Here is a 21,026-nt window from a genome sequence, read left to right as displayed (position 1 = left end):
GCATAAATTTTAATGAGCTTTTAATTTGCACCGCTGCCGGCATTCTTTAAAATACTTTAGGCTTTTTTGCTATCCGGCATCGCCCGGTAATTATAATTTTATAGTTTTATGGCAAATTATTTCCCTGCATAAATAATTCAAAACTCAAAGTATTTAATCACCAATCAAAAAATGAAAAAAGTAATTCTTGTAACAGGGGCATCATCCGGTTTAGGTTTGGCTACCGCAACAGCACTTGCTGCCCAGGGCCATACTGTTTATGGTACCACGCGCGATATCAAACGCATCAGTGATGTATCATTTATGCCTTTACAAATGGATGTTACCGATGATGCATCTGTAAACGCGGCTATTGCAACTATTATTAAAGCCGAAGGCAAGATTGATGTTTTGGTTAATAACGCAGGTAACGGTATTACCGGCCCGCTTTATGCCATGCCGGTTGATGCTGCAAAAAAACAGTTTGAAGTTAACTTTTTTGGCGTTGTACGGGTAAGCAGCGCCGTTTTGCCGGGTATGATTGAAAAGGGTACAGGGCTTGTTATCAACATTGGCTCGCTGGCCGGTTTATTTGGCCTGCCTTACCAGGGCTTATACAGCGCATCAAAATTCGCGATAGAAGGATACTCCGAAAGCCTGCGTATGGAATTGCAAAATACAGGCGTTAAGGTATCGGTTGTAAATCCTGGTGACTTTAAAACTGACTTTACCGGCAACCGCGAAAAATTACCTTTCACCATTAAAAATGATAAACTTAAAGCCGAGTTTGACGCAGCCGTTGCCGCCATGGAAAAAGATGAAAGCATTGGTGCTGCACCTTCAAAACTGGCAGCTCAAATTGTAAAAATAGTAGGCAAATCAAAACCCGCACACAGCTATTTGGTGGGTGCCATAGGCCAAACCATAGTGCCTACTCTTAAGGCTATTTTACCAGGCTCCGTTTTTGTAAAATTAATGAACGACCATTACGGGATTAAGTAGGTTGACGAGTGGTTGATTTAATTTGAGAATTTGAAGATTTGAGAATTTGAAAATGCTTCTTTTTTAATTCTGCCAATTCTTTAATTCTGAAAATTCTAATTCAGAATATTAACCACTCACCATCGACCCCCTCACCAAAACAATGCAAGAAAAAAACAACAAAAAAACCATCTGGGGATGGGCTATGTTCGATTGGGCCAACCAGTCGTATAACATGGTAATAACATCTACCATATTTCCGGCTTATTATGTAGGTATTACGCAATACAATAACCCTACGGGTATGGTTACTTTTTTTGGGCACCGGTATGTAAATACAGTGCTGTCAAATTATATCCTCGGGCTATCATACCTAATCATCGTAGCGCTATTGCCAATTTTAACTTCCATCGCCGATTACAAGGGCCACAAAAAACTGTACATGCAACTGTTTACTTGGCTGGGGGTACTTGCCTGTTTTGGTTTGTATTTTTTTGAGATGAAGACCTTTGAGTTTGGGATGATATGTTTCGGGCTGGCCTCTGTGGGGTATTGCGGCGGCTTTGTATTTTATAACTCCTACCTGCCGCAAATAGCCACCATCGATAAACAGGATGCGGTAAGCGCCAAGGGTTTTATTTATGGTTTTGCCGGTAGTATTGTGGTACAGGTGCTTTGTTTGGTATTTGTGCAATGGCACGCCTGGTTTGGGATGACGGAAGATAAATCGGCCCAGCTTTCTTTTCTGATAGTTGCCTTATGGTGGATAGGCTTCTCGCTTATTCCATTTTACCTTTTACCCAAGGGGACGCCAAATGCAGGATCGCATGAGTATAATGTGTTTACCGGTGGCTTTAAGGAGTTGGCTAAAGTTTTCAAAAAAGTTAAACAGCTGCCCCTATTAAAACGTTTTTTACCGGCGTTCTTCTTTTACTCGGTAGGGGTGCAAACTATTTTGCTTGTGGCGGCCAACTTTGCCGCCAAAGAGCTTAAAATGCCCGATGATGCATTAATAGGCATAATACTGGTTATCCAGGTGGTGGCTATAATTGGAGCTGCTATAACGGCTAAAGCATCAGAAAAATATGGCAACGTTAAAGCCCTATCGGTTATAGTAGGGATGTGGTGTGTAATATGCGCATGCGTTTACTTTATTGCCAATGCAAACCAGTTTTACGTTGCCGCTGTTTTTGTTGGCTTGGTTATGGGGGCCGTACAGTCGTTATCGCGTTCAACCTATTCTAAATACATCCCGCCGAACATCCCCGATACAGCATCGTATTTCAGCTTTTATGATGTCACCGAAAAATTATCAATTGTAGTAGGTCTGTTTACTTTCGGCTTTGTAGAGGGATGGACAGGCGAAATGCGCGATTCGGCCCTGGTGCTTGATTGTTTCTTTTCAATCGGGTTTGTTTTACTGATTACGCTGTTGATTTTTGAACGGAAAATGAAGGCGGTCGAAGCGTTGGCGTAATTCTGAATTCAGATAACTCCAACATAAATCTCTACTTCAGCGTCGTCTGGGTTTTGCGCCTTAACGCCCCAAACGTCAAAATCGGCGATGTATTTTCTGTCGAGATCGCTGCTCCACACCTGTTGCCAGGTTTCTGCTACGCAATCGGGCAGGCGGCCCTTGGCAACGTATTTTATATAATCAGCCGCAGGCACTATCAGGCTTATCAGCCCTCCGGGGATATTGTCCAACGAGCTTACTTTACAACCCAGCACAGCGGTATAAAAGCCGGTATAATCGCTTTCATAGTCGGTATACACGCAGTATATCTCGTCTGTTATCCTGTCTTAAATCTGCAACAGCACATTGTCGTCCATAAATCGGCCCCAAAGCTCACCAATATCCTTTGCCGATTGACCGTTTTGATTTGTTGTGCGTACCGAAATACCTTCCAGAAAGAAGCCTTTAAGGTACACTTTTGCTGTTATTGATGTCATTACTATTTTTTATACTGGTTTGTTTTTAACTTAGTAATATTTTATAAGCATTACTTAATATCATCATACACCATTGCAAACCGTCATTGCGAGGTACGAAGCGATCCCCTACATGCTAAGTCCCGCATAGTTTGGAGATTGCTTCGTACCTCGCAATGACGCGCGGGGTTTACTCAATCATCTTTTTCAATCCTTCAAACATCCCCTGCCAGTTTTGTTCAGAGTGCTCTTTGGCTTCCTGGTTTTTAATATTATCCTGAATAATAGTTAAAGTGGTTTCGCCGTTTTCCTCATCCAGGCTGTAAGTGATATTGGCATAGTTTTCAGGCTTATCTTCGGTACCGGCCATGCTGCTCCAATAGCTGTACGTAACAAATTTCCCCTGATCAATTTCCAGGATAGTCCCTTTGTCTTCATATTTGTGTCCATCCCATTCGCCGCTGAATTTAATGGGCTCCCCTACCCTCCAGTTGGATTCTAAATTAGTTCCAAAAAAATATTCTTTTACCATTGCCGGGTCGGTAAGGCCTTGCCAAACTTTAGCGGCAGGGGCTTTAAATTTAATTTCGGTTTTTAACGTTAGCTTTTCCATAATCAGGTGTTTTATTTATTGTTTATTGGTGTTGGTTCGTTTATCAGCATCTGATTTTTTATCAGCTCAAAATCGTGTCCGGGCAGTTCAATAAAACCAAACCTAAAGGGATAGCCCCATGATTTTTTATTAGGCATAAAACTCAATTTATCTACCAGGGGTACTATCGGCGTTTCTTTACATTGATAGTAAGTAACATCACGACGAAAAGGTTTGAAATCTTCGCTCATTTTATATTGATAAATCTCATCGGCAGCAACCTGGCCTATCGCTGTAAAGGCCTGTAGTTTTTCGTCGCCTTCCATACTCTTCTTAGGCGAATAGATGATTACCCAATCGCCGGTTGCCATGCGGGTTAACGGCCCTTGTTTGCCATGATTGGCTTGCATAAAACCGCCGGCCACGCCGCGGGTAATATGATCTTTTGATACTACGGTTATCCAGTATTTCATAACGTTAAGCTATTGATAGGTTTAACAAAAATATGACCAATAAATGCAGCCCTACGTAAACGGGCGTCATTACCTCCTTTTTAGGATCTCGAAATTTGATATGTGTGTAAATGGCACCGGCCAGAATTATCGGGAACAGCGCCATACCGTATACGCGGGTTGGGCCGTAAAGCATCATGCTGCTGCCCAGCACTTCAACAAAGCCCAGCAAGCGCATTAGCCAAAGCGGGTAGCCCCAGCCTTTAAACTGCCGTACTTTTTCTTTTTGACCAATTAATTTCTGGAAGCCAAAAATGTAGCCCGGTACCACATATGTTAACAGCAATACCCATAAAAGGATTGTTTTAATTTCCATGTGTTGCAGATTTTGATTACGACACAAATAAAACACGGGCTGATGACAGCAGTATGTCAGTAGGAATCCTGTTCCTGCAAGTTTTTTTGGCTTATGGCGGTGATGATGGCGGCTACCCTATCTTTCAAGGCATCGGGCTTAATAATCTCGGCATGGTCTCCAAACATCATGTACCAGCGGGCAAAGCTCTCTATAAAGGCGGTTAAAAAAGTCATTTCTATTTTATTGCCCACATTTTTTTCTGAGATAAAGCCGCTGTAATATTTTTGGTGTTCCAGGTAATTATAAATTTCTTTATCAACCCTGATCACCACCAATTCCAATTCTTTTTCTTTGGCGGTTTGCGCTATATATGCTTTTAAAGTAGGATGTTTACTGTTGTTGTAACTGACATCGGTTACCGCCAGCTTGCGAATACGGTCGATCCTGAAATCGCGGTAATCATTGCGCAGGCGGCAGTAGGCAATAAGGTGCCAAAAACTGCCCAGGTAAACAACACCAACAGGCTCCACGTCCCGCCTGGTATTTTCCTGGCTATGACCGGCAAAGTAATCAATACACACCACCTTTTTGTGGATGATGCTGTTCAATATGGTTTGAATATGATCGTTATTGCTTACCGTCCGCCCATGGCTATAGCTTTTCATCACCTCAATACTGCCATCAAGGTTTTCAAGTGCATCTTTTTCGGATGTTTTTAAAATGGCCCGCACCTTATACATGGCCGATTGGTATTGTGCATTGGTTGTAGCATCGGTAAACTTTTCTACAAACTTTTCAGCGGTTAAAAAAGCAGTCGCCTCTTCGCGGGTAAACATTACGGGCGGTAAACGGTAGCCATCCATAATGGAGTAACCCACACCGGCTTCGCCAATCAGGGGTATACCCGCTTCTTCCAGCGTTTTAATATCGCGGTAAACTGTGCGCAGGCTAATGTTGAATCGCTCGGCAATATCGCCGGCCTTAACTACCCGGCGCGATTGTAATTGAATCAAAATGGCAGATATACGGTCGATGCGGTTCATACACCAAATTAAACAAAAAAGGGGTTACATTTGTATTATTATTTCAATTATAACCTTTATGGCTATTGAACAGGACGACAAAATTATAACATTTGAAAACTATTACGATGTTATGCTGGCGCACATTGTACGCACCAAGCTGGAAGATAATGGAATCCCCTGCTTTATAGCCGACGAAAATACCCTTACTGCAAACCCGCTGTATAACCAGGCGGTAGGCGGCATCAAACTTAAAATATTTGAACGCGACCTGGAAAAATGCCGCGCCATATTAGCCGCCGAAGGCGATATGCACGACCTTGACCATGTTGAACTGGATGAAGAAACGAACAGCGCGGTAATATGCCCTTTTTGTGGCTCAACCAACGTACGCCACGGCGAGGCTACTGTTGAAAAAGTACATTGGCTCACCGCCATTGTATCATTTTTGCTGCTGGTTTTCCCGTTTTATGCCCGCAAGGCCTGGCATTGCTTTAATTGCCACCAGGATTTTGAGTAAAGAGCCTCACCCTGCCCTTTCCAAAGGAGAGGGTTCTTGATTTGCAGGTTCGAGATGTATAAAACATCCTGATTTTAAATATGCCCCATTATTCTTTTAAAAGCCCTCTCCTTTGGAGAGGGTTGGGTGAGGCTTCCTTTGGAGAGGATTTAGGCTAAAGCTCTTTACTTTTTGCTTGTTTTAGCTATATTAGCGATATGTACAATCGCCGCAAGTTCATCAAAATATCAGCTGCAGGTGCCTCTTTAGCAGCACTTTCAAAGTCAGCTATAGCAAAAACCATTTCATTAAAACCCGAAGGTAATTTCCCCATCGTGATATCCACCTGGGATTTTGGCATTTTAGCCAACAAGGAGGCCTGGAAAACACTTGAAAAAGGCGGCCGCGCATTGGATGCGATTGAAGCGGGTGCACGTGTACCCGAAGAACTGGACATAACCAACGGTACAGTTGGCCGTACCGGTACACCTGACCGTGATGGCCACGTTACCCTTGATTCGTGCATAATGGACGAGTTGGGCAACTGCGGATCGGTTGCGGCGATGGAAAATATAGCACACCCGATATCTGTTGCGCGTATGGTAATGGAAAGAACGCCCCACGTGATGCTGGTTGGCGAAGGTGCTACCCAATTTGCCGTTGAGCAGGGTATGAAAAAGGAAAAACTATTGACACCTAAGGCCGAAAAGGCCTGGAAAGAGTGGCTAAAAACAGCCAAATACAGCCCGGTAATGAATATAGAAAACGGCAGCAACCGCCCTGGCGGCAAATATAACCACGATACCATTGGCATGCTGGCTATTGATGCCAAAGGCAATATATCGGGCGGTTGTACCACCAGCGGCATGGCTTTTAAAATGCATGGCCGCGTGGGCGATAGCCCCATCATTGGCGCCGGACTATATGTTGATAATGAAGTTGGCGGCGCCACATCAACCGGTGTTGGCGAAGAAGTGATCCGCAACGTAGGCAGCTTTTTGGTTGTTGAACTGATGCGCCAGGGCTTATCGCCAGAGGATGCCTGTAAGGAAGCCGTGCACCGCATTATCAAAAAGAAACCCGAAACCGCCAAACAAATCCAGGTTGGCTTTTTGGCCATCAACAAAAAAGGCGAATATGGCGCCTATGCTATCCAAAGCGGCTTCTCGTTCGCGGTGTGTGATGCCAAACAACAGGATTTATTGATACCAGGTAAAAGCTATTATAAGTAATAAGCCTATAGTTCATAGATCATGGTTCATGGTAGCTATACCTTGCTACAGCGAGCCATGAACTATGATCCATGAACCATTAGCTTTCATCCACAAAGTAAAAATGACCAATAAAGTTTCTCTCGAAGTTTGCGCTAATTCGGTTAGTTCGGCTGTTGCTGCACAAGATGGTGGCGCTATCCGGGTTGAGCTTTGCGAAAACCTGAAGGAAGGGGGCACAACCCCATCGCACGGGCAAATACTAATGGCCCGCAAGCTGTTGCATATTAAACTTTTTGTATTGATAAGGCCCCGCGCCGGCGATTTTTTGTATACCGACCTGGAATACGATATTATGATGGCCGATATCCGTTATTGCATTGATGCCGGTTGCGACGGTGTAGTTATTGGCATACTACATGCTGATGGCACGGTAGATAAGGATAGGTGCATTAAAATGGTGCGTCTTGCCAAACAATGGGGATTGGGTGTCACCTTTCACCGCGCTTTTGACATGTGTAAAGACCACTATAAGGCACTGGAGGATATTATTGAAATAGGTTGCGACAGGATTCTTACCTCCGGCGGCAAAAGCACAGCGATGGAAGGTGCTACTGTTTTAAACCACCTGGTAGAAAAGGCGGCTGGCCGCATCAGCATTATGCCCGGCGCCGGCGTAAACGAAGCCAACGTTGCCGACCTGGTTCGTTTTACCAATGTAACTGAGGTGCATTCATCGGCACGGATCCCCGTTCATAGCAAAATGGAATACCATAACGACCATATCCTGCTGAGTGATGTGCCTGGTGATGAGGAGACTACTGATGTTACCAGTATTGACAGGGTGAAGAAGTTGATAGAATTGGCGAATGGGAGGTAAGAAGAACACGTAGAATAACAACGGCAATAATATCCGCGGATTTGCAATAGCCGATGCTAACGATGCATCTTATTTTTTTGGCCGCCTAATGGTTAAACCTGACTTGAATTTAAGGTGATGAGGCTAAATCGCATTTAAAATTAGTATTACGCAAAGAGGCCAGGACGCAAAAAAAATAATAGTGGCATGGCGTCTTTGCGCAAAAAACAAGTGATTTACAGACCTAAAAGCCTGTTTAAAACGCTAATTTATATATTATATAACGTTTCTTGAACCCTTGAAGTGCTATTGCAGGTTAAATTTATTCGTAATAATCTACTAATCAATGCCCTACTGTTTCCCCCAATAATAATTTACACCAAACCCAATATTGGTATTCAGGCCTATGTTAAATGAATTGGCTTTGGTTTGATAATCATGGGTATACAATATATTACCAAAGCCAAGGTTTACAGCCAGCTTTTTAGTGGCAAAAAATACGATGTTGGGGTTGCCGCCAACACTTATTGAGCCCGATTTAAAGTTGTTGATATCATTTGCTTCGGTAACGCCAAACTGCGGGAATATGCCAATCCTGTCATTCAGCATACAATAGTACCTGAAGTGGATGCCTAATGACAGGGCATCAGTATGATACTTACGATCATAGGTATAACTGGTGGTGCCACTGCCCGCCAGCGCGGTATAAACAGATGTTTCGGTACCACCTGTGCGTGAATAGCCCGGTTGGATGCCAATGGTCCAGTTTTTTGACAGGAACATTCCAAAATCGGGGTTAATTTGCAGGTTAGATATACCATGATTGGTATAAACTGTAGTACCTGCTGCGTACGAATAGGTGTTGGTATAGCCATACCCATCGTAATTGTAATTAAGGCTACCGCCAATATAATACCGGCCGGTGCCAATTTGAGCTTTTGCCGCAACAGATGCCGCCACAATAAATAAAAATGTAAATAAGTGTTTTTTCATTGCTGAATTTTATAGGTGTAAAAAACGAAAGCAACGGGATATAACCACCAGGCAATAAAACAGATAAGGTAAAGTACTGCATATGGTTAACATCTCATGCATCCTTTATTACGGCTTTAAACGTAAAAGTGATACTAAAGGTTGGCGCAATATAACAAACAATAGCCCTAATCAACAAAAAGCCTATCTTTGCGCCATGGGTGTATCTTTTGAAGAATTTAATTTTAACCGGCAAATTTTAAACGCCATTGCCGATGCCGGTTATACCGAAGCTACGCCTATACAGCAAAAAGCCATCCCGCCTATCATGAACGGCCAGGATGTAATGGGCATAGCGCAAACAGGTACCGGTAAAACGGCGGCTTATGTGTTGCCCATAATCATGAAGCTTAAATATGCCCAGGGCCAGGTCCCCCGCGCGCTCATTATTTCGCCCACGCGCGAACTGGCCATGCAGATTGAGGAAAACGTTAAAACCTTTGCCTCCAACACCGACCTTAGGGTTGTAGTACTATACGGTGGCCTGGGCCCAAAAACACAAATAGAAAACCTTAATAAAGGGGTAGATATCATTGTAGCCACCCCGGGCCGCTTTATGGATTTATACCTGGCGGGCCATATAGTTACCAAAACCCTGCAGGTACTGGTGCTTGATGAGGCAGATAAAATGATGGATATGGGCTTTATGCCCCAGATTAACCGCTTGCTTGAAGTTGTACCGGTAAAAAGGCAAAACCTGCTTTTTTCGGCCACCATGAGCGATAAAATTCATGAGCTATCTAATAACTTCCTTGAGTATCCAACCATTATTGAGGTTACCCCGCAGGCAACGCCCGCGCAAACGGTAAACCAGCTGCTGTACCATGTACCCAATGTTAAAACCAAAATTCACCTGCTAAAGAAATTATTGGAAGCCGAGGGAGAAATTACCAAGCTGATGATATTTTGTAAAACCCGTGTTGTGGCCGATGACGTTTACAAATTCCTGCTGCGCAAATTTGGCGAAGGAGGGGTTAAGGTGCTACATGCCAATAAAGGGCAAAATACCCGTATTAACTCCATCAACTCGTTTAAAAACGACGAGGTTAAAATACTGGTAGCAACAGATGTGGCATCGCGAGGTATTGACGTGAGCGATGTAAGCCACGTAATTAATTTTGATGTACCTGTTGTTATAGAGGATTATGTACACCGGATAGGCCGAACAGGCCGCGCCCTGCAATCGGGCGAGGCCATTACTTTTTGCGGCCCTGCAGAGGAATACTATCTTAAAAAGATAGAAAAATTGATTAAGCAAACCATCCCGGTTTCGGCCATTCCGGATGATGTTTTTATTGAGGAGACAGGCTACGATGAGCGCCAGGAAATTGCGAAGGAAATTGATATGCAAAAGCGTAAAGACGATCCCGATTTTAAAGGCGCTTTCCACGAAAAGAAAACCCTCAATCAGCATAAAAAGTTCGACGAGGCCAAAAACAAGGTAAAATATGGCAAAGCCTACAAGGCAGCCGGCGGAAAAACCAGGTCATCATCGTCCCGAAAAAAACGTTAACCGATTTTAAAAACTTCAAACAGACAGTCAATTACATGAAATTGCGCATTACCCCGTTAAATTTTGCCACCACATTTTTTTTGGTGGTGGCTGTTTATATCTGGATAAATGGGGCAGCCATTGCCGGCCGGCCGTTAGAAAACTGGAGCGGCACCATAGGCTGGATCTTCCTGTTATTTGCGGCGGTTGTGTTTTTTATGGACCTGATGTTCCGCAACTTTTTTGCCGAGCTTAAAAAGCTATGGATTATTGAGCTGTGCGTAATAGCCCTTATCGCCGTAATCTTTTTCCTGGTTAAATAAACACTCCCTTTATTTCCATAATTTACATGGTGGATAAGTAGAATGTTCAATCAAAAATTACAAACCCATTATAATCCAGTCGTTTTAAAATAACCTACTTTTGCGACCTCAATAGAACAGAAAATGAAAACTGCCGAAATAAAGCTGACCGTTACGCTCGACGATAATAACGTGCCCGAAAACATTATGTGGGAATCAACCGATTCGCAATCAAAAGAGGCATTGCCCGTAAAATCGTTCATGCTGGCCCTGTGGGACCAAAGCTACAAAAATACCCTGCGCATTGACCTGTGGACCAAGGATATGCCGGTTGACGAAATGAAACGCTTTTTTTACGAAACCCTGCAAACCATGGGCGACAGCTTTTTACGCGCCACCGGCGAAAAAAACATTGTTGAAGACCTGCGCGATTACTGCGCCCACTTTGCCGATAAAATGGAAATTAAACAATAATTTAGTAGTAAGTATCAAGTAGTAAGTATCAAGATTTTTTGACTTAAGGACTTTGGGACAAAAGATTTTTTGACGAAGTGATTGCAGCTATCTTACTACTTGATACTTACTACTTGATACTAAATAAACTACTTGATACTAAATAACTACTTGATACTTAACCATGCGCCTTAGTTCAATTTTTTCATTTGTGGGCTTCGTATTGCTTTTTGCCGGTACTTATTGCCCGTTGTTACGTCCGTTTCATTTATTTAACTGGAACGTTTATCAGCTTAACCAGCCGTACGGTATTGTGCTTGTGCTGGTGGCAGTTATCGGTGTTATTTCATCATTTTTAAACCAGTATAAAATTACCCGTGCCTGTGCATGGGCATCGGTTATTTTAGTGGGGGTGTTGCTTATTGCAGCCGTGATAAAGGTTGAAACCACCTTTAGTTTTATTCCTTTCCATAAGTTTGATACACTTTTAACCAGGCAAATTAAATTTAAATGGGGTTGGTTTGTGTTATTCGCAGGCCCGGTGTTGGCGCTCATTGGTGCGTTAAGCGGCAAGCCTAAAAGCTTTGTTAAACCGCCCGAAACTGTTTAACAAAACCAAATTATTCCTGATATGTTTATTGCTGCGTACTTTTACGTAAACATGTTTTTTTTAAACATATTTGTATTCAGATAAACAAGATCTATTGATGGTTAAATTCTCCTTTCGCCAGCAGGTAACAACCGGCTTTGCTATATCTATTGTTCTGGTTTTTGTGGTAGGTGTTTTAGCGTACAAAAGCATTCGCCAGTTAGAAGAAGATAATTCCTGGGTAGACCATACCCAGCACGTTATCAAATCGTCAACCAACCTGTTGCAGCACATGATCGATGCCGAAACCGGGGTACGTGGTTTTGCAGCTACCGGCGATAAAGTTCTTCTTGATCCTTATAACGAAGCATTACCGCTTATCGATGCCGATTTGGCAGGGTTAAAAACGCTCACAAAAGATAACGGCGAACAGGTAAAACGTTTGGATACGCTTACCGCTTTTGTTAATTCGCAACGTAACTACCTGAAAGAAAATATCGAAACCCGCAACGGAAGGGGGCTCGAATTTATGGTTGCCAGCCATATGTTTGTAAAGGGCAAGCAAAATATGGATATGATACGCGCATTGGTTGGCCGTATTACTGAAAACGAGAATAACTTACTCAGTACCCGCAAAAACAACACCGAAAAAGCTTCAAACCAGGCCATCATCGTTATTGTTGCAGGTTCATCAATATTCCTGTTCATTATACTGTTTTTGTTCCGCTATATTCAGGGCGCTTTTGAGCAGCAAAAGAAAATTGAAGCCGAAATTAAAATAGCCAATACCGAATTGGGCCTTGTATTGGCCGAAAACGAAGCCAAAAACTGGTTACTTACAGGCACAGGTACGCTTAACGAGAAAATGCAGGGCCAGCAAAGCGAAAGAGAATTATCACAAAATATACTGGCCGAGGTTTGTACTTATACAAAGGCCGCCGCGGGCACATTTTATTTATATGACGACAAGGAGCATCTGCTTGACTTGTATGCATCATACGCATTCCATAATCCCGATCTGTTAAAGAAAAAAGTACAGCTATCTGAGGGCTGGCTTGGCCAGGTTGCCGCTGATGAAAAGGCAGCTGTTGTAAGGGGAAAACTGAACGATAGGCTGGAGCTTTCTTCGTCGGTAGTTAAAGAATTGCTTACCGAAACTTTCATCGTTCCTTTCTTTTTTGATAAAAAGCTAAAAGGTGTAATGGAAGTGGCCTTTGCCGGCGAATTGGCAGAAAAAGATCGTGGCTACATTTTAGCCATTACCAATGATATAGGCATGGCTGTGAACACCGCCCAGGCCCGCACCATTATGCACGATCTGTTTGAAGAAACCCAGCAACAGGCCGAAGAGCTGCAGGCTCAACAGGAAGAAATGCGCGTTACCAACGAAGAACTGGTAAACAAAACAGAAATGTTGCAGGCATCAGAAGAAGAGTTGCGTGTACAACAGGAAGAATTGCGCACCATTAACGCCGAACTTGAAGAGAAAGCAAGCCTGCTGGAAGAAAAGAACCAGGCGATTGAAGAAGCCCGTGCGGCCATTAACCTAAAAGTTGACGAATTGGAAACTACCGGCAAATATAAATCGGAGTTTTTGGCCAATATGAGTCACGAGCTCCGTACGCCGCTTAACAGTATCCTGGTGCTGGCGCGTATCCTGAAGGATAATAAGCCGGCAAACCTGTCCGAAGATCAGATTAAATACGCCAGTGTAATATTCAATGCAGGTAACGATTTACTTACACTGATAAACGACATCCTCGACTTATCCAAAATAGAATCGGGCAAGCTGGATATGCAAAATGAAGATATCAGCGTATCCGAAATTGTGAACGATATGGAAATGCTGTTTGCCGAAGTAGCAAGCAGCAAAAAGATAAACTATACCACCAGCATTAAAGATGTACCTGCAACCGTATTTACCGATAAAGTAAGGGTTGAACAGGTGATAAAAAACCTCCTCTCAAACGCGTTTAAGTTTACGCCCGAGAATGGCTCAATTTCGATCAATGTAAAGCCGGGTGCAAAAGAAAACACGATCAGTTTTGCAATCAAAGATTCGGGCATAGGCATCCCCGCCGAAAAACAGCGGATTATATTTGAAGCTTTTCAGCAGGCCGATGGCTCTACCAGTCGTAAATACGGTGGCACCGGTTTGGGCTTGTCCATCAGCCGCGAACTGGCAATATTGCTGGGCGGCAGCATAAGCATGACCAGCGAACCCGGAATAGGCAGTGAATTTGTTTTGACAATTCCGTTTGAGGGCAAAGTACTGCCGGTTATAAACGAGGAAGTATTACCAACCGCCCAAACCTTTAAGGCCGAAAGCAACTTTCTGAAACCGGCTAAAGTTATTACAAGAGAAGACAACAGCGACCCACTGGTAGTTATAGTGGAGGACGATAAAAACTTTGCCAATATACTGCAGGATTACGCACGCGATCATGGGTACAAATCGATCATGGTTTATGAGGGTATGCGTGCCGTTGAAATTATTAAAGAGGCAAAGCCCGATGCCGTAATATTGGATATTATGCTGCCAGGTAAGGATGGCTGGCAGATATTGAAAGAATTGAAGGCCGATGAAGCCATTATGCATGTCCCCGTGCACCTGATGTCGGCAGGCGAAGCTGCGGCCAACCGTGTGCGTAAGGAAGGCGCTATCAGCTTCCTTAAAAAACCTATCAGTACCGAAACATTGGATAAGCTGTTTGCCGATATTATGCTGCACAGCGGCACCCGGTTTAAACAAATACTGCTGGTTGAAGACCACCGGGCGCAAAGCCAGGCCTTAAAAGATATGATGCAAGGCCAGGGTATTACTGTAGACCAGGCTTTTGACGGTGCCTCGGCATTCCGGATGCTGCATGAAAATGAATACCAATGCGTAATCCTCGACCTTAACCTTCCCGATATTTCGGGGTTAGACCTGCTGGATAAAATAAAAGAGGTTGACCGCTTTGCTGCTTTGCCGGTAATTGTAAATACAGCAATGGAACTGGATAAAGCATCGGTAAACAGGCTGATGCTTTACGCCAACGCCATGGTGGTTAAAACCAATAAGTCGGCAGATAGGCTGATTGATGAGGTAAACCTGTTCCTGAACAAAATCAGTGAATCGGCAGGCACCCGGCAGGCATCGGCGCCAATATCAAAACCTAAATTGCCAACAAAAGGGAAGGATGCCATAAAGGGGAAAAAAGTACTTATTGTTGACGATGATATGCGCAACATTTTTGCCCTGAGCAGTGCCCTGCAAGGCTATGAACTGGTTGTAGAAATTGCCAACGACGGCGAGGAAGCCATTGCCAAACTGGAAGAGGTGCCAAACATTGATATAGTGCTGATGGATATCATGATGCCTAAGATGGATGGTTATGAGGCCACAAGATATATCCGCAAGCAAAACAAATGGGCCAAGTTACCTGTAATAGCTTTAACCGCAAAAGCCATGAAAGACGACCGCGAAAAGTGTATAGCCGCCGGTGCCAATGATTATATTACTAAGCCGGTTGATATGGACAGGCTGATTTCATTGATGCAATTGTGGCTGGAAAGCTAATTTATGACCGATACTAACCTGCCAATAACGGCATCGCAGATAACCGAACTTATTGACCTGGTAAAAAAGGTACATGGTTTTGATTTTTCGGGTTACACAAAAGCCTCATTAAAGCGCAGGATTAGCAGGATTATGCAGCTTAAAAAGCTTAGCTTTTATGACCTTAAGCATATCCTGGTAAACAACCCTGAGTTTTTCCAGGAGTTTTTGGAAGAAATAACCGTAAACGTAACCGAGATGTTTCGCGACCCTTCGTTTTACAAAGGTTTAAACAGCCAGGTTATACCGTACCTTTCTACCTATCAGCATTCGAAGATATGGGTGGCCGGCTGCTCAACCGGCGAGGAGGTGTATTCAATAGCTATCCTGCTGCGTGAGGCAGGTTTGAGCAATAAATCGTTCATTTACGGTACCGATATTAATACCGAAGTACTTAGGGAGGCCCGCCGTGGCATATACAGCCTGCGTAACATAAAAAGTTATGCCGAAAATTATCAATTTACAGGTTTAAAAGGTTCCATTTCAGATCATTTTACTATCTTGTACGATGCAGCTTCTATACACAATGAATTGAAGCAAAATACGTTGTTTTCTGTACATAACCTGGTTTCAGATGGTATATTCAACGAGTTTCAGCTTATAAGTTGCCGTAATGTGTTTATTTATTTTGAAACTGAACTGCAGGAACACATCCTGGAGCTATTTTATAAAAGTTTGTGCCCTTTGGGTTATTTATGCCTGGGGAGTAAGGAAACAATCCGGTCAGATACTTTTAAAAAGAAGTTTAAGGTGATTAATTCAAAAGAAAATATTTACCAAAAAATTGGCTCCTGATAAAAACCTGGTTGAACGATGGAAAACCGCCGAAATACTGCTGCTCGGTGGTTCTGCAGGTTCGTTTAAACTCTTGTTCCAGATAGTTAAATTGCTGGATCCCAACCTAAACAAAACTGTAATTATAGTAATTCACCGCAAGAAAAATTTTTTCAGCGAGATTGAAAAACTCTTTGCAGAAAACAGCCGTATGTTAATGCGCGAAATTGGCGACAAGGATATTCTGAATAAGAATACCATTTACATAGCGCCTGCGAATTATCATATCTTAATTGAAAAAGAGGGAACATTTGCACTTGACGTGTCAGAACCGGTATGGTTTTCAAAGCCATCAATTGATGTTACCTTTGAAAGCGCTGCCGAAGTTTACAAAGAGCGGTGCATGGCAATACTGCTATCGGGTGCAAACCAGGATGGTGCAGAGGGATTGCTTAAATTAAGGAATAGCGGCGCTACAACCATTGCCCAGCATCCCGAAGATGCAGAGATGGACGAAATGCCGGCAGCGGCAATTAGCATTGGAGCCGCGGAATATATTTTACATACTGACGAAATTTTTAAATTATTAAGCACATAGTATTTCACCATACACTAATCAATATTACATGACCCCTGTGAATATTCTTATTGTTGATGACAGAGAAGAGAACATAATAGCGCTTGAGGCCTTATTAAAACGCGATGACATCCGTATATTTTCTACAACATCCCCTAACGAGGCGCTTAAAATAGCCTGGGAAACCCAAATTGCCATAGCATTGGTGGATGTGCAAATGCCCGAAATGGATGGATTTGAGCTGGTTGAAATGCTCAAATCGAACCCAAGGACCAAAGATATCATGGTAATTTTTGTTACCGCAATATCAAAGGAAACCAAATACGCTGTTAAAGGCCTCGGCACCGGCGCAGTTGATTACCTGTATAAGCCGCTCGACCCATATATAACATCGGCCAAGGTTGATTCGTTTGTTCACCTGGCCCGTGCGCAGGCCGAAATAAAACTCAAAAACCAGGAGTTGCAAAACTACTCGATAGTTGTAAAAAACTCTGCAGATATCATTTGCTCTGTTAATGCGCAAACCCTGAGGATTGAAAATATTAACCCTGCTGTAGAAAATATTTTGGGTTTTAAACCCGGCGAATTGCAAGGTACAAGCGTTGTTAACCTTGCTATTGCCGAGCATCAGCCCGCATTCCGGAAAAAACTGGGCGAAATTATTAAAGATAACCTGGCTTTCGCGGTGTTTGAAGGCCGGTTTGAACGTTTTGATAAACGGGTAATATGGGGCGAATGCCGGGCATCGTACCATCATAAAATGATATTTATCAATATCAGCGATATCTCGCCCCAAAAAAGCTACCAGGAACAACTTATCAAATCAAAAGAGGAGGCAGAATACACTAAAAAAGTTAAGGAAACTTTTTTGGCCAACATGAGCCATGAACTGCGGACCCCGGTTAACGGCATTATTGGTATTACCAGTATGCTGCTCAAAACCAATATAGACGAACAACAAAAGGGTATGCTTGAGCTGTTGGATACTTCGTCAAAATCACTATTGGGGGTTATTAACGATGTGCTGGATATTTCTAAAATAGAGGCGGGCAAGTTTAACATTATCCGTACGGCAGGCAACGTACACGATATTATCAAATCGGTATTCGACCTGCTGAAATTTAGGGCCGACGAAAGAAACATAGAGTTTTTATTAGAAATAGATCCTGACTTGCCCCCATACCTGATGGTTGATTCGTTGCGTTTAAACCAGATACTGATGAACTTGCTTAGCAATGCCATAAAGTTTACCGAAAGGGGTTATGTAAAGTTAAAAGTATCGGTTATACAAAGGAACGCCGATAAGGTACGGGTAAAATATAGTGTTGAAGACACGGGTATAGGAATTCCGGAAGATAAGGTTAACCGGGTGTTTGAATCGTTTGAGCAAGCCGATGAGGATACCGTTAGCAAATACGGTGGCACAGGCCTTGGGCTTACCATTGTGAAAAGATTGGTTGAGCTTAAAGGCGGCGAACTTACAGTAAGCAGCAAAGTAGGCGAGGGCAGCAACTTCAGTTTCTATAACTGGTACACAATTTCGGCCAAACCGGTTGAAAAGGCGGGTGCGAAACCAGAAAAAACACTCGCCCCCTTTTTTAATGTAAGCGTATTGGTAGCCGAAGATAATATGGTAAACCAGTTTATGCTATCCAAAATACTGAAAGACTGGCAGGTACAGGTGGATATGGTTGATAACGGCCGTAAAGCGCTTGATAAGTTAAGAACCAACCACTACGACATTATACTGATGGATACCCACATGCCCGATATGAATGGTTACGAAACGGCAAAAAACATCAGGGTTGATTTTGTGGAACCCAAACGGAGCATACCTATCATATCACTTTCGGCAGCCTCATTTGGCTATGAGCAGCAAGAGGCCTTAACAGCCGGTATGAATGATGTGTTGTCGAAACCATTTCAGCCGCATCAACTGCACGAAAAAATGAGCAGGCTTTTAAGTGCAGGTACGTATAAACTAAAAGTTTAACCTGGTTTGCCCCACGCCCATAACATTGGCTTCATGTTGTAACAGCCATTGTTTGCGCCAAAGGCCGCCGGCGTAACCGGTTAAGCTGCCGTCTGAGCCTATCACCCGGTGGCAGGGTACTACAACCCAAAGGTGATTTTTTCCGTTGGCCGCCGCAATGGCCCTGATGGCCAAAGGGTTGTTCATTTGGTTTGATTGCTGCGCATAGGTTGTTGTGGTGCCGTACTCAATATTTAAAAGGCATTCCCAAACCTGCTGTTGAAAATCGGTACCCGGTTGCTTAATAGGGAAATCGAAGGTTTTTCTTGTCCCATCAAAATATTCCTGTAACTGGTCAATAGCCATTTGCAGGAGCGGCGTGCAGGCCGGCTCTATCTCATATTCCTCGTCCCGGATAGAGATCCCCGAAATAAAATCGCCATCCTGGGTAATGCGGACGATTCCGATAGGTGTACGATAATAAGCTATGGGCATTTTGGTTATTAATTGTAATCAAAATTAAAGTAATCCCGGCTATCAAACAAATGCTTGAAATCCCTTATCACAAATTATTACCTTTGCCGCATGAAGCTTGTTCAGGAAACCATTCATTTGTTAAAAAAAGAAATTTTGCTGGAGTGGCGGTCGAAATATGCTTTTAATGGGGTTTTGCTGTACGTGGTATCCACTGTGTTTGTTTGCTATATTTCGTTTAACCAAAGTTCGGGTCTCAGCGGTACCACCGCCTATCCACTGGTATGGAATGTACTGTTCTGGATCATTATGCTGTTTGCATCGGTAAATGCCATTGCCAAAAGCTTTATGCAGGAAAGTAAAAGCAGGCTGCTTTATTATTACTCCATAGCCAGCCCGCAGGCTATTATACTTTCAAAAACCATATACAATATTTTACTGATGACACTCATCAGTTTTTTGGCCCTGCTGGTATACCAGGTTTTTTTTACCAATAAACTTGGCGACCTATGGTTTTATTTGCTGGCGGTTTTAATGGGCAGCATCAGCTTTTCAACAGTATTTACCATGATATCGGCCATAGCATCAAAAGCCGGCAACAACGGCACGCTCATGGCTATTTTAAGCTTCCCGGTAATTATACCAGTGATACTTATCCTTATCCGCCTGAGTAAAAGGGCAATGGATGGCATAGAGCGGAGCCTGAGTTACGGCGATATCGGGGTTTTGTTCGCCATTAACGCTATCGTAATTACAACCGCGTTATTGCTTTTTCCTTATTTGTGGCGCGATTAGGTGAACAACAGCCAAAAAACCTTAAGGCACTTTGATATTAGTGATAACTGATTGGTCAATAGATGTTTATCTTGGGGAAAACTTCTTTTAGGAAATCGAGATTTCACTTTAGATAGTTCTGCAACAAGCCGCCCTCATTTTTGTTGGGGCGGCCTTTTATTTGATTTCAATTAGCTGTTATAAACTTCGGCAAATTCACTGGCAAAATCTTCAAGTTTTACCTTGCCCCATTGGGCGGGTTTATGAAGGTCATAATCTTCCCAGATTATTCCGCTGCGTACAGCTGTGCCCATTTCTACAAAATTTTTGGCCATTTCGGGCGGCAAACCGTGTTGCAGCATGCCCTGAAGCGCCTGTTCGTCGCTAAAACCTGTCCATTGCAATTCGGGCTTACCAATGGCTTTGCCTAAAGCGGTTGCTACCCGGGCCGTTGTGCTTTCGTCGCTCACAATGTAGCGTACACTTTTGCCGGTAAAATCGGCCTGTAATTCTTCGGCAATAGCATCGGCAATATCCCGTGGATGTACTAATATCAGCCTTGCATCTGCCGGGTAGTTTGAACCTAAAATTCCCTGATGCTTAATGGCCGGGATATCATTAAGCAAATTCACATAAAAGAATGGTGCACGAATAAATTTGATAGCTACTCCCTGTAATCCGCTCAATATGCCTTCAACATCGTGAATGCCTTTTATAGGTCCGGTGGCATCGTTTAAATGCGCCCCGACGCTGCTTAAAGCAACAACCTTTTTAATACCCGATTTTTGAATGGCCCCGGCATAACTTTTGCCTGTATCTACCATGTATTGCCTTAAGTTAGCGGCTCCAAAGTTTGGTGGTATCATGGCGTAAACGGCGTCAGCCCCGGTAAAAGTATCTGCAAGGAATGCGGTATCGGCCAATGAGCCAATAGCCGCTGTAGCGCCTAATGCCTGGATAGCCGCGGCTTTATTTTTATCGCTGCTGATAACGGTTACCTGGTGGCCTGCCTCAATTAATTGTTTTGTCAAAGGCTTGCTGATATTGCCTAATGAACCTGTTACTATGATTTTCATGATTATAATTTGTTTTTGTTGGGAG

At 43.3% G+C, this 21,026-nt stretch carries 23 protein-coding genes; 14 read left to right on the top strand and 9 right to left on the bottom strand.

What is annotated here, in order from left to right:
* Positions 1–171: 171 nt before the first annotated feature.
* Both PQ469_RS20380 and PQ469_RS20375 read left to right on the top strand, forming a co-directional pair.
* Entirely contained in the window at positions 172–981 is an 810-nt protein-coding gene (locus PQ469_RS20380; RefSeq protein ID WP_274209327.1) for an SDR family oxidoreductase, read from the top strand.
* Positions 982–1,123: 142 nt separating this feature from the next.
* Positions 1,124–2,437 carry an MFS transporter gene (locus PQ469_RS20375; RefSeq protein WP_274209326.1) on the top strand — a complete coding sequence of 438 codons (1,314 nt, stop codon included), beginning with the start codon at positions 1,124–1,126 and terminating at the stop codon, positions 2,435–2,437.
* An 8-nt stretch (positions 2,438–2,445) separates the two neighbouring features.
* Here the strand turns inward: PQ469_RS20375 and PQ469_RS20370 are convergent, their stop codons facing one another.
* From PQ469_RS20370 to PQ469_RS20345, 6 genes are all read right to left on the bottom strand, one after another.
* The gene (locus PQ469_RS20370) at positions 2,446–2,736 is read right to left on the bottom strand and encodes a GyrI-like domain-containing protein (RefSeq protein WP_274209325.1); all 291 of its coding nucleotides are present in this window, start codon (positions 2,734–2,736) and stop codon (positions 2,446–2,448) included.
* A 27-nt stretch (positions 2,737–2,763) separates the two neighbouring features.
* Positions 2,764–2,913: a hypothetical protein gene (locus PQ469_RS20365; RefSeq protein WP_274209324.1), complete on the bottom strand. Its 150-nt coding sequence runs from the start codon at positions 2,911–2,913 to the stop codon at positions 2,764–2,766.
* A gap of 169 nt (positions 2,914–3,082) precedes the next feature.
* Positions 3,083–3,505, bottom strand: coding sequence for an SRPBCC family protein (locus PQ469_RS20360; protein WP_274209323.1), 423 nt, complete (start codon positions 3,503–3,505; stop codon positions 3,083–3,085).
* 11 nt (positions 3,506–3,516) lie between these two features.
* Positions 3,517–3,957, bottom strand: a complete 441-nt coding sequence (locus PQ469_RS20355; RefSeq protein WP_274209322.1) for an EVE domain-containing protein — start codon at positions 3,955–3,957, stop codon at positions 3,517–3,519.
* Positions 3,958–3,961: 4 nt separating this feature from the next.
* On the bottom strand, positions 3,962–4,312 hold the full coding sequence (locus PQ469_RS20350) for a DoxX family protein (RefSeq protein WP_274209321.1): 351 nt from the start codon (positions 4,310–4,312) through the stop codon (positions 3,962–3,964).
* Positions 4,313–4,368: 56 nt separating this feature from the next.
* Positions 4,369–5,337, bottom strand: a complete 969-nt coding sequence (locus PQ469_RS20345; RefSeq protein ID WP_274209319.1) for a helix-turn-helix transcriptional regulator — start codon at positions 5,335–5,337, stop codon at positions 4,369–4,371.
* Between the two features lie 58 nt (positions 5,338–5,395).
* On the opposite strand from PQ469_RS20345, the gene PQ469_RS20340 reads away from it, so the two are divergent.
* The 3 genes from PQ469_RS20340 (at position 5,396) to PQ469_RS20330 (ending at position 7,906) form a co-directional block, all read left to right on the top strand.
* Complete coding sequence (locus PQ469_RS20340) at positions 5,396–5,836, top strand: putative signal transducing protein (protein ID WP_274209317.1); 441 nt, start codon at positions 5,396–5,398, stop codon at positions 5,834–5,836.
* 197 nt (positions 5,837–6,033) lie between these two features.
* The gene (locus PQ469_RS20335) at positions 6,034–7,047 is read left to right on the top strand and encodes a glycosylasparaginase (RefSeq protein ID WP_090653049.1); all 1,014 of its coding nucleotides are present in this window, start codon (positions 6,034–6,036) and stop codon (positions 7,045–7,047) included.
* 64 nt (positions 7,048–7,111) lie between these two features.
* Positions 7,112–7,906 carry a copper homeostasis protein CutC gene (locus PQ469_RS20330; RefSeq protein ID WP_274209315.1) on the top strand — a complete coding sequence of 265 codons (795 nt, stop codon included), beginning with the start codon at positions 7,112–7,114 and terminating at the stop codon, positions 7,904–7,906.
* Between the two features lie 330 nt (positions 7,907–8,236).
* Here the strand turns inward: PQ469_RS20330 and PQ469_RS20325 are convergent, their stop codons facing one another.
* On the bottom strand, positions 8,237–8,878 hold the full coding sequence (locus tag PQ469_RS20325) for a hypothetical protein (protein WP_274209314.1): 642 nt from the start codon (positions 8,876–8,878) through the stop codon (positions 8,237–8,239).
* A 196-nt stretch (positions 8,879–9,074) separates the two neighbouring features.
* On the opposite strand from PQ469_RS20325, the gene PQ469_RS20320 reads away from it, so the two are divergent.
* The 8 genes from PQ469_RS20320 to PQ469_RS20285 all read left to right on the top strand — a co-directional run bounded on the left by PQ469_RS20320 (position 9,075) and on the right by PQ469_RS20285 (position 18,698).
* Positions 9,075–10,430: a DEAD/DEAH box helicase gene (locus PQ469_RS20320; protein WP_274213835.1), complete on the top strand. Its 1,356-nt coding sequence runs from the start codon at positions 9,075–9,077 to the stop codon at positions 10,428–10,430.
* Positions 10,431–10,465: 35 nt separating this feature from the next.
* Positions 10,466–10,732 (top strand): hypothetical protein, encoded by a 267-nt coding sequence (locus PQ469_RS20315; protein WP_090653032.1) that lies wholly within the window; start codon positions 10,466–10,468, stop codon positions 10,730–10,732.
* A 123-nt stretch (positions 10,733–10,855) separates the two neighbouring features.
* Entirely contained in the window at positions 10,856–11,185 is a 330-nt protein-coding gene (gene gldC, locus PQ469_RS20310) for a gliding motility protein GldC (RefSeq protein ID WP_090653031.1), read from the top strand.
* 163 nt (positions 11,186–11,348) lie between these two features.
* Entirely contained in the window at positions 11,349–11,774 is a 426-nt protein-coding gene (locus PQ469_RS20305; protein WP_090653030.1) for a hypothetical protein, read from the top strand.
* A 97-nt stretch (positions 11,775–11,871) separates the two neighbouring features.
* Positions 11,872–15,315, top strand: a complete 3,444-nt coding sequence (locus PQ469_RS20300; RefSeq protein WP_274209313.1) for a response regulator — start codon at positions 11,872–11,874, stop codon at positions 15,313–15,315.
* A gap of 3 nt (positions 15,316–15,318) precedes the next feature.
* Positions 15,319–16,149 (top strand): CheR family methyltransferase, encoded by an 831-nt coding sequence (locus PQ469_RS20295; RefSeq protein ID WP_090653028.1) that lies wholly within the window; start codon positions 15,319–15,321, stop codon positions 16,147–16,149.
* A complete protein-coding gene (locus tag PQ469_RS20290; protein ID WP_177183949.1) occupies positions 16,139–16,726 on the top strand; it encodes a chemotaxis protein CheB in 588 nt (195 codons plus the stop codon). The genes PQ469_RS20295 and PQ469_RS20290 overlap by 11 nt, the downstream gene beginning before the upstream one ends.
* 28 nt (positions 16,727–16,754) lie before the next feature.
* Positions 16,755–18,698: a hybrid sensor histidine kinase/response regulator gene (locus PQ469_RS20285; RefSeq protein ID WP_274209311.1), complete on the top strand. Its 1,944-nt coding sequence runs from the start codon at positions 16,755–16,757 to the stop codon at positions 18,696–18,698.
* On the opposite strand, the gene PQ469_RS20280 is transcribed toward PQ469_RS20285, so the two are convergent.
* On the bottom strand, positions 18,687–19,172 hold the full coding sequence (locus PQ469_RS20280) for a methylated-DNA--[protein]-cysteine S-methyltransferase (protein WP_090653025.1): 486 nt from the start codon (positions 19,170–19,172) through the stop codon (positions 18,687–18,689). The genes PQ469_RS20285 and PQ469_RS20280 overlap by 12 nt on opposite strands.
* Before the next feature lie 90 nt (positions 19,173–19,262).
* Here PQ469_RS20280 and PQ469_RS20275 point away from each other — a divergent pair, with 90 nt between their 5' ends.
* The gene (locus tag PQ469_RS20275; RefSeq protein WP_274209310.1) at positions 19,263–19,946 is read left to right on the top strand and encodes a heme exporter protein CcmB; all 684 of its coding nucleotides are present in this window, start codon (positions 19,263–19,265) and stop codon (positions 19,944–19,946) included.
* 170 nt (positions 19,947–20,116) lie between these two features.
* Here the strand turns inward: PQ469_RS20275 and PQ469_RS20270 are convergent, their stop codons facing one another.
* Entirely contained in the window at positions 20,117–21,001 is an 885-nt protein-coding gene (locus PQ469_RS20270; RefSeq protein WP_274209309.1) for an NmrA family NAD(P)-binding protein, read from the bottom strand.
* Positions 21,002–21,026: the final 25 nt, after the last annotated feature.

The organism is Mucilaginibacter sp. KACC 22773, assembly GCF_028736215.1.
GTDB lineage: Bacteria > Bacteroidota > Bacteroidia > Sphingobacteriales > Sphingobacteriaceae > Mucilaginibacter.
This window is presented reverse-complemented; position numbering and strand designations above follow the sequence as displayed.

Excerpts from the sequence above, each read along its gene's own strand:
- PQ469_RS20380 (WP_274209327.1), top strand. The coding sequence starts at position 172 with ATGAAAAAAGTAATTCTTGTAACAGGGGCATCATCCGGTTTAGGTTTG.
- PQ469_RS20375 (WP_274209326.1), top strand. The coding sequence starts at position 1,124 with ATGCAAGAAAAAAACAACAAAAAAACCATCTGGGGATGGGCTATGTTC.
- PQ469_RS20365 (WP_274209324.1), bottom strand. The coding sequence starts at position 2,913 with ATGACATCAATAACAGCAAAAGTGTACCTTAAAGGCTTCTTTCTGGAA.
- PQ469_RS20360 (WP_274209323.1), bottom strand. The coding sequence starts at position 3,505 with ATGGAAAAGCTAACGTTAAAAACCGAAATTAAATTTAAAGCCCCTGCC.
- PQ469_RS20355 (WP_274209322.1), bottom strand. The coding sequence starts at position 3,957 with ATGAAATACTGGATAACCGTAGTATCAAAAGATCATATTACCCGCGGC.
- PQ469_RS20350 (WP_274209321.1), bottom strand. The coding sequence starts at position 4,312 with ATGGAAATTAAAACAATCCTTTTATGGGTATTGCTGTTAACATATGTG.
- PQ469_RS20345 (WP_274209319.1), bottom strand. The coding sequence starts at position 5,337 with ATGAACCGCATCGACCGTATATCTGCCATTTTGATTCAATTACAATCG.
- PQ469_RS20340 (WP_274209317.1), top strand. The coding sequence starts at position 5,396 with ATGGCTATTGAACAGGACGACAAAATTATAACATTTGAAAACTATTAC.
- PQ469_RS20335 (WP_090653049.1), top strand. The coding sequence starts at position 6,034 with ATGTACAATCGCCGCAAGTTCATCAAAATATCAGCTGCAGGTGCCTCT.
- PQ469_RS20330 (WP_274209315.1), top strand. The coding sequence starts at position 7,112 with ATGATCCATGAACCATTAGCTTTCATCCACAAAGTAAAAATGACCAAT.
- PQ469_RS20325 (WP_274209314.1), bottom strand. The coding sequence starts at position 8,878 with ATGAAAAAACACTTATTTACATTTTTATTTATTGTGGCGGCATCTGTT.
- PQ469_RS20320 (WP_274213835.1), top strand. The coding sequence starts at position 9,075 with ATGGGTGTATCTTTTGAAGAATTTAATTTTAACCGGCAAATTTTAAAC.
- PQ469_RS20315 (WP_090653032.1), top strand. The coding sequence starts at position 10,466 with ATGAAATTGCGCATTACCCCGTTAAATTTTGCCACCACATTTTTTTTG.
- gldC (WP_090653031.1), top strand. The coding sequence starts at position 10,856 with ATGAAAACTGCCGAAATAAAGCTGACCGTTACGCTCGACGATAATAAC.
- PQ469_RS20305 (WP_090653030.1), top strand. The coding sequence starts at position 11,349 with ATGCGCCTTAGTTCAATTTTTTCATTTGTGGGCTTCGTATTGCTTTTT.
- PQ469_RS20300 (WP_274209313.1), top strand. The coding sequence starts at position 11,872 with ATGGTTAAATTCTCCTTTCGCCAGCAGGTAACAACCGGCTTTGCTATA.
- PQ469_RS20295 (WP_090653028.1), top strand. The coding sequence starts at position 15,319 with ATGACCGATACTAACCTGCCAATAACGGCATCGCAGATAACCGAACTT.
- PQ469_RS20285 (WP_274209311.1), top strand. The coding sequence starts at position 16,755 with ATGACCCCTGTGAATATTCTTATTGTTGATGACAGAGAAGAGAACATA.
- PQ469_RS20280 (WP_090653025.1), bottom strand. The coding sequence starts at position 19,172 with ATGCCCATAGCTTATTATCGTACACCTATCGGAATCGTCCGCATTACC.
- PQ469_RS20275 (WP_274209310.1), top strand. The coding sequence starts at position 19,263 with ATGAAGCTTGTTCAGGAAACCATTCATTTGTTAAAAAAAGAAATTTTG.
- PQ469_RS20270 (WP_274209309.1), bottom strand. The coding sequence starts at position 21,001 with ATGAAAATCATAGTAACAGGTTCATTAGGCAATATCAGCAAGCCTTTG.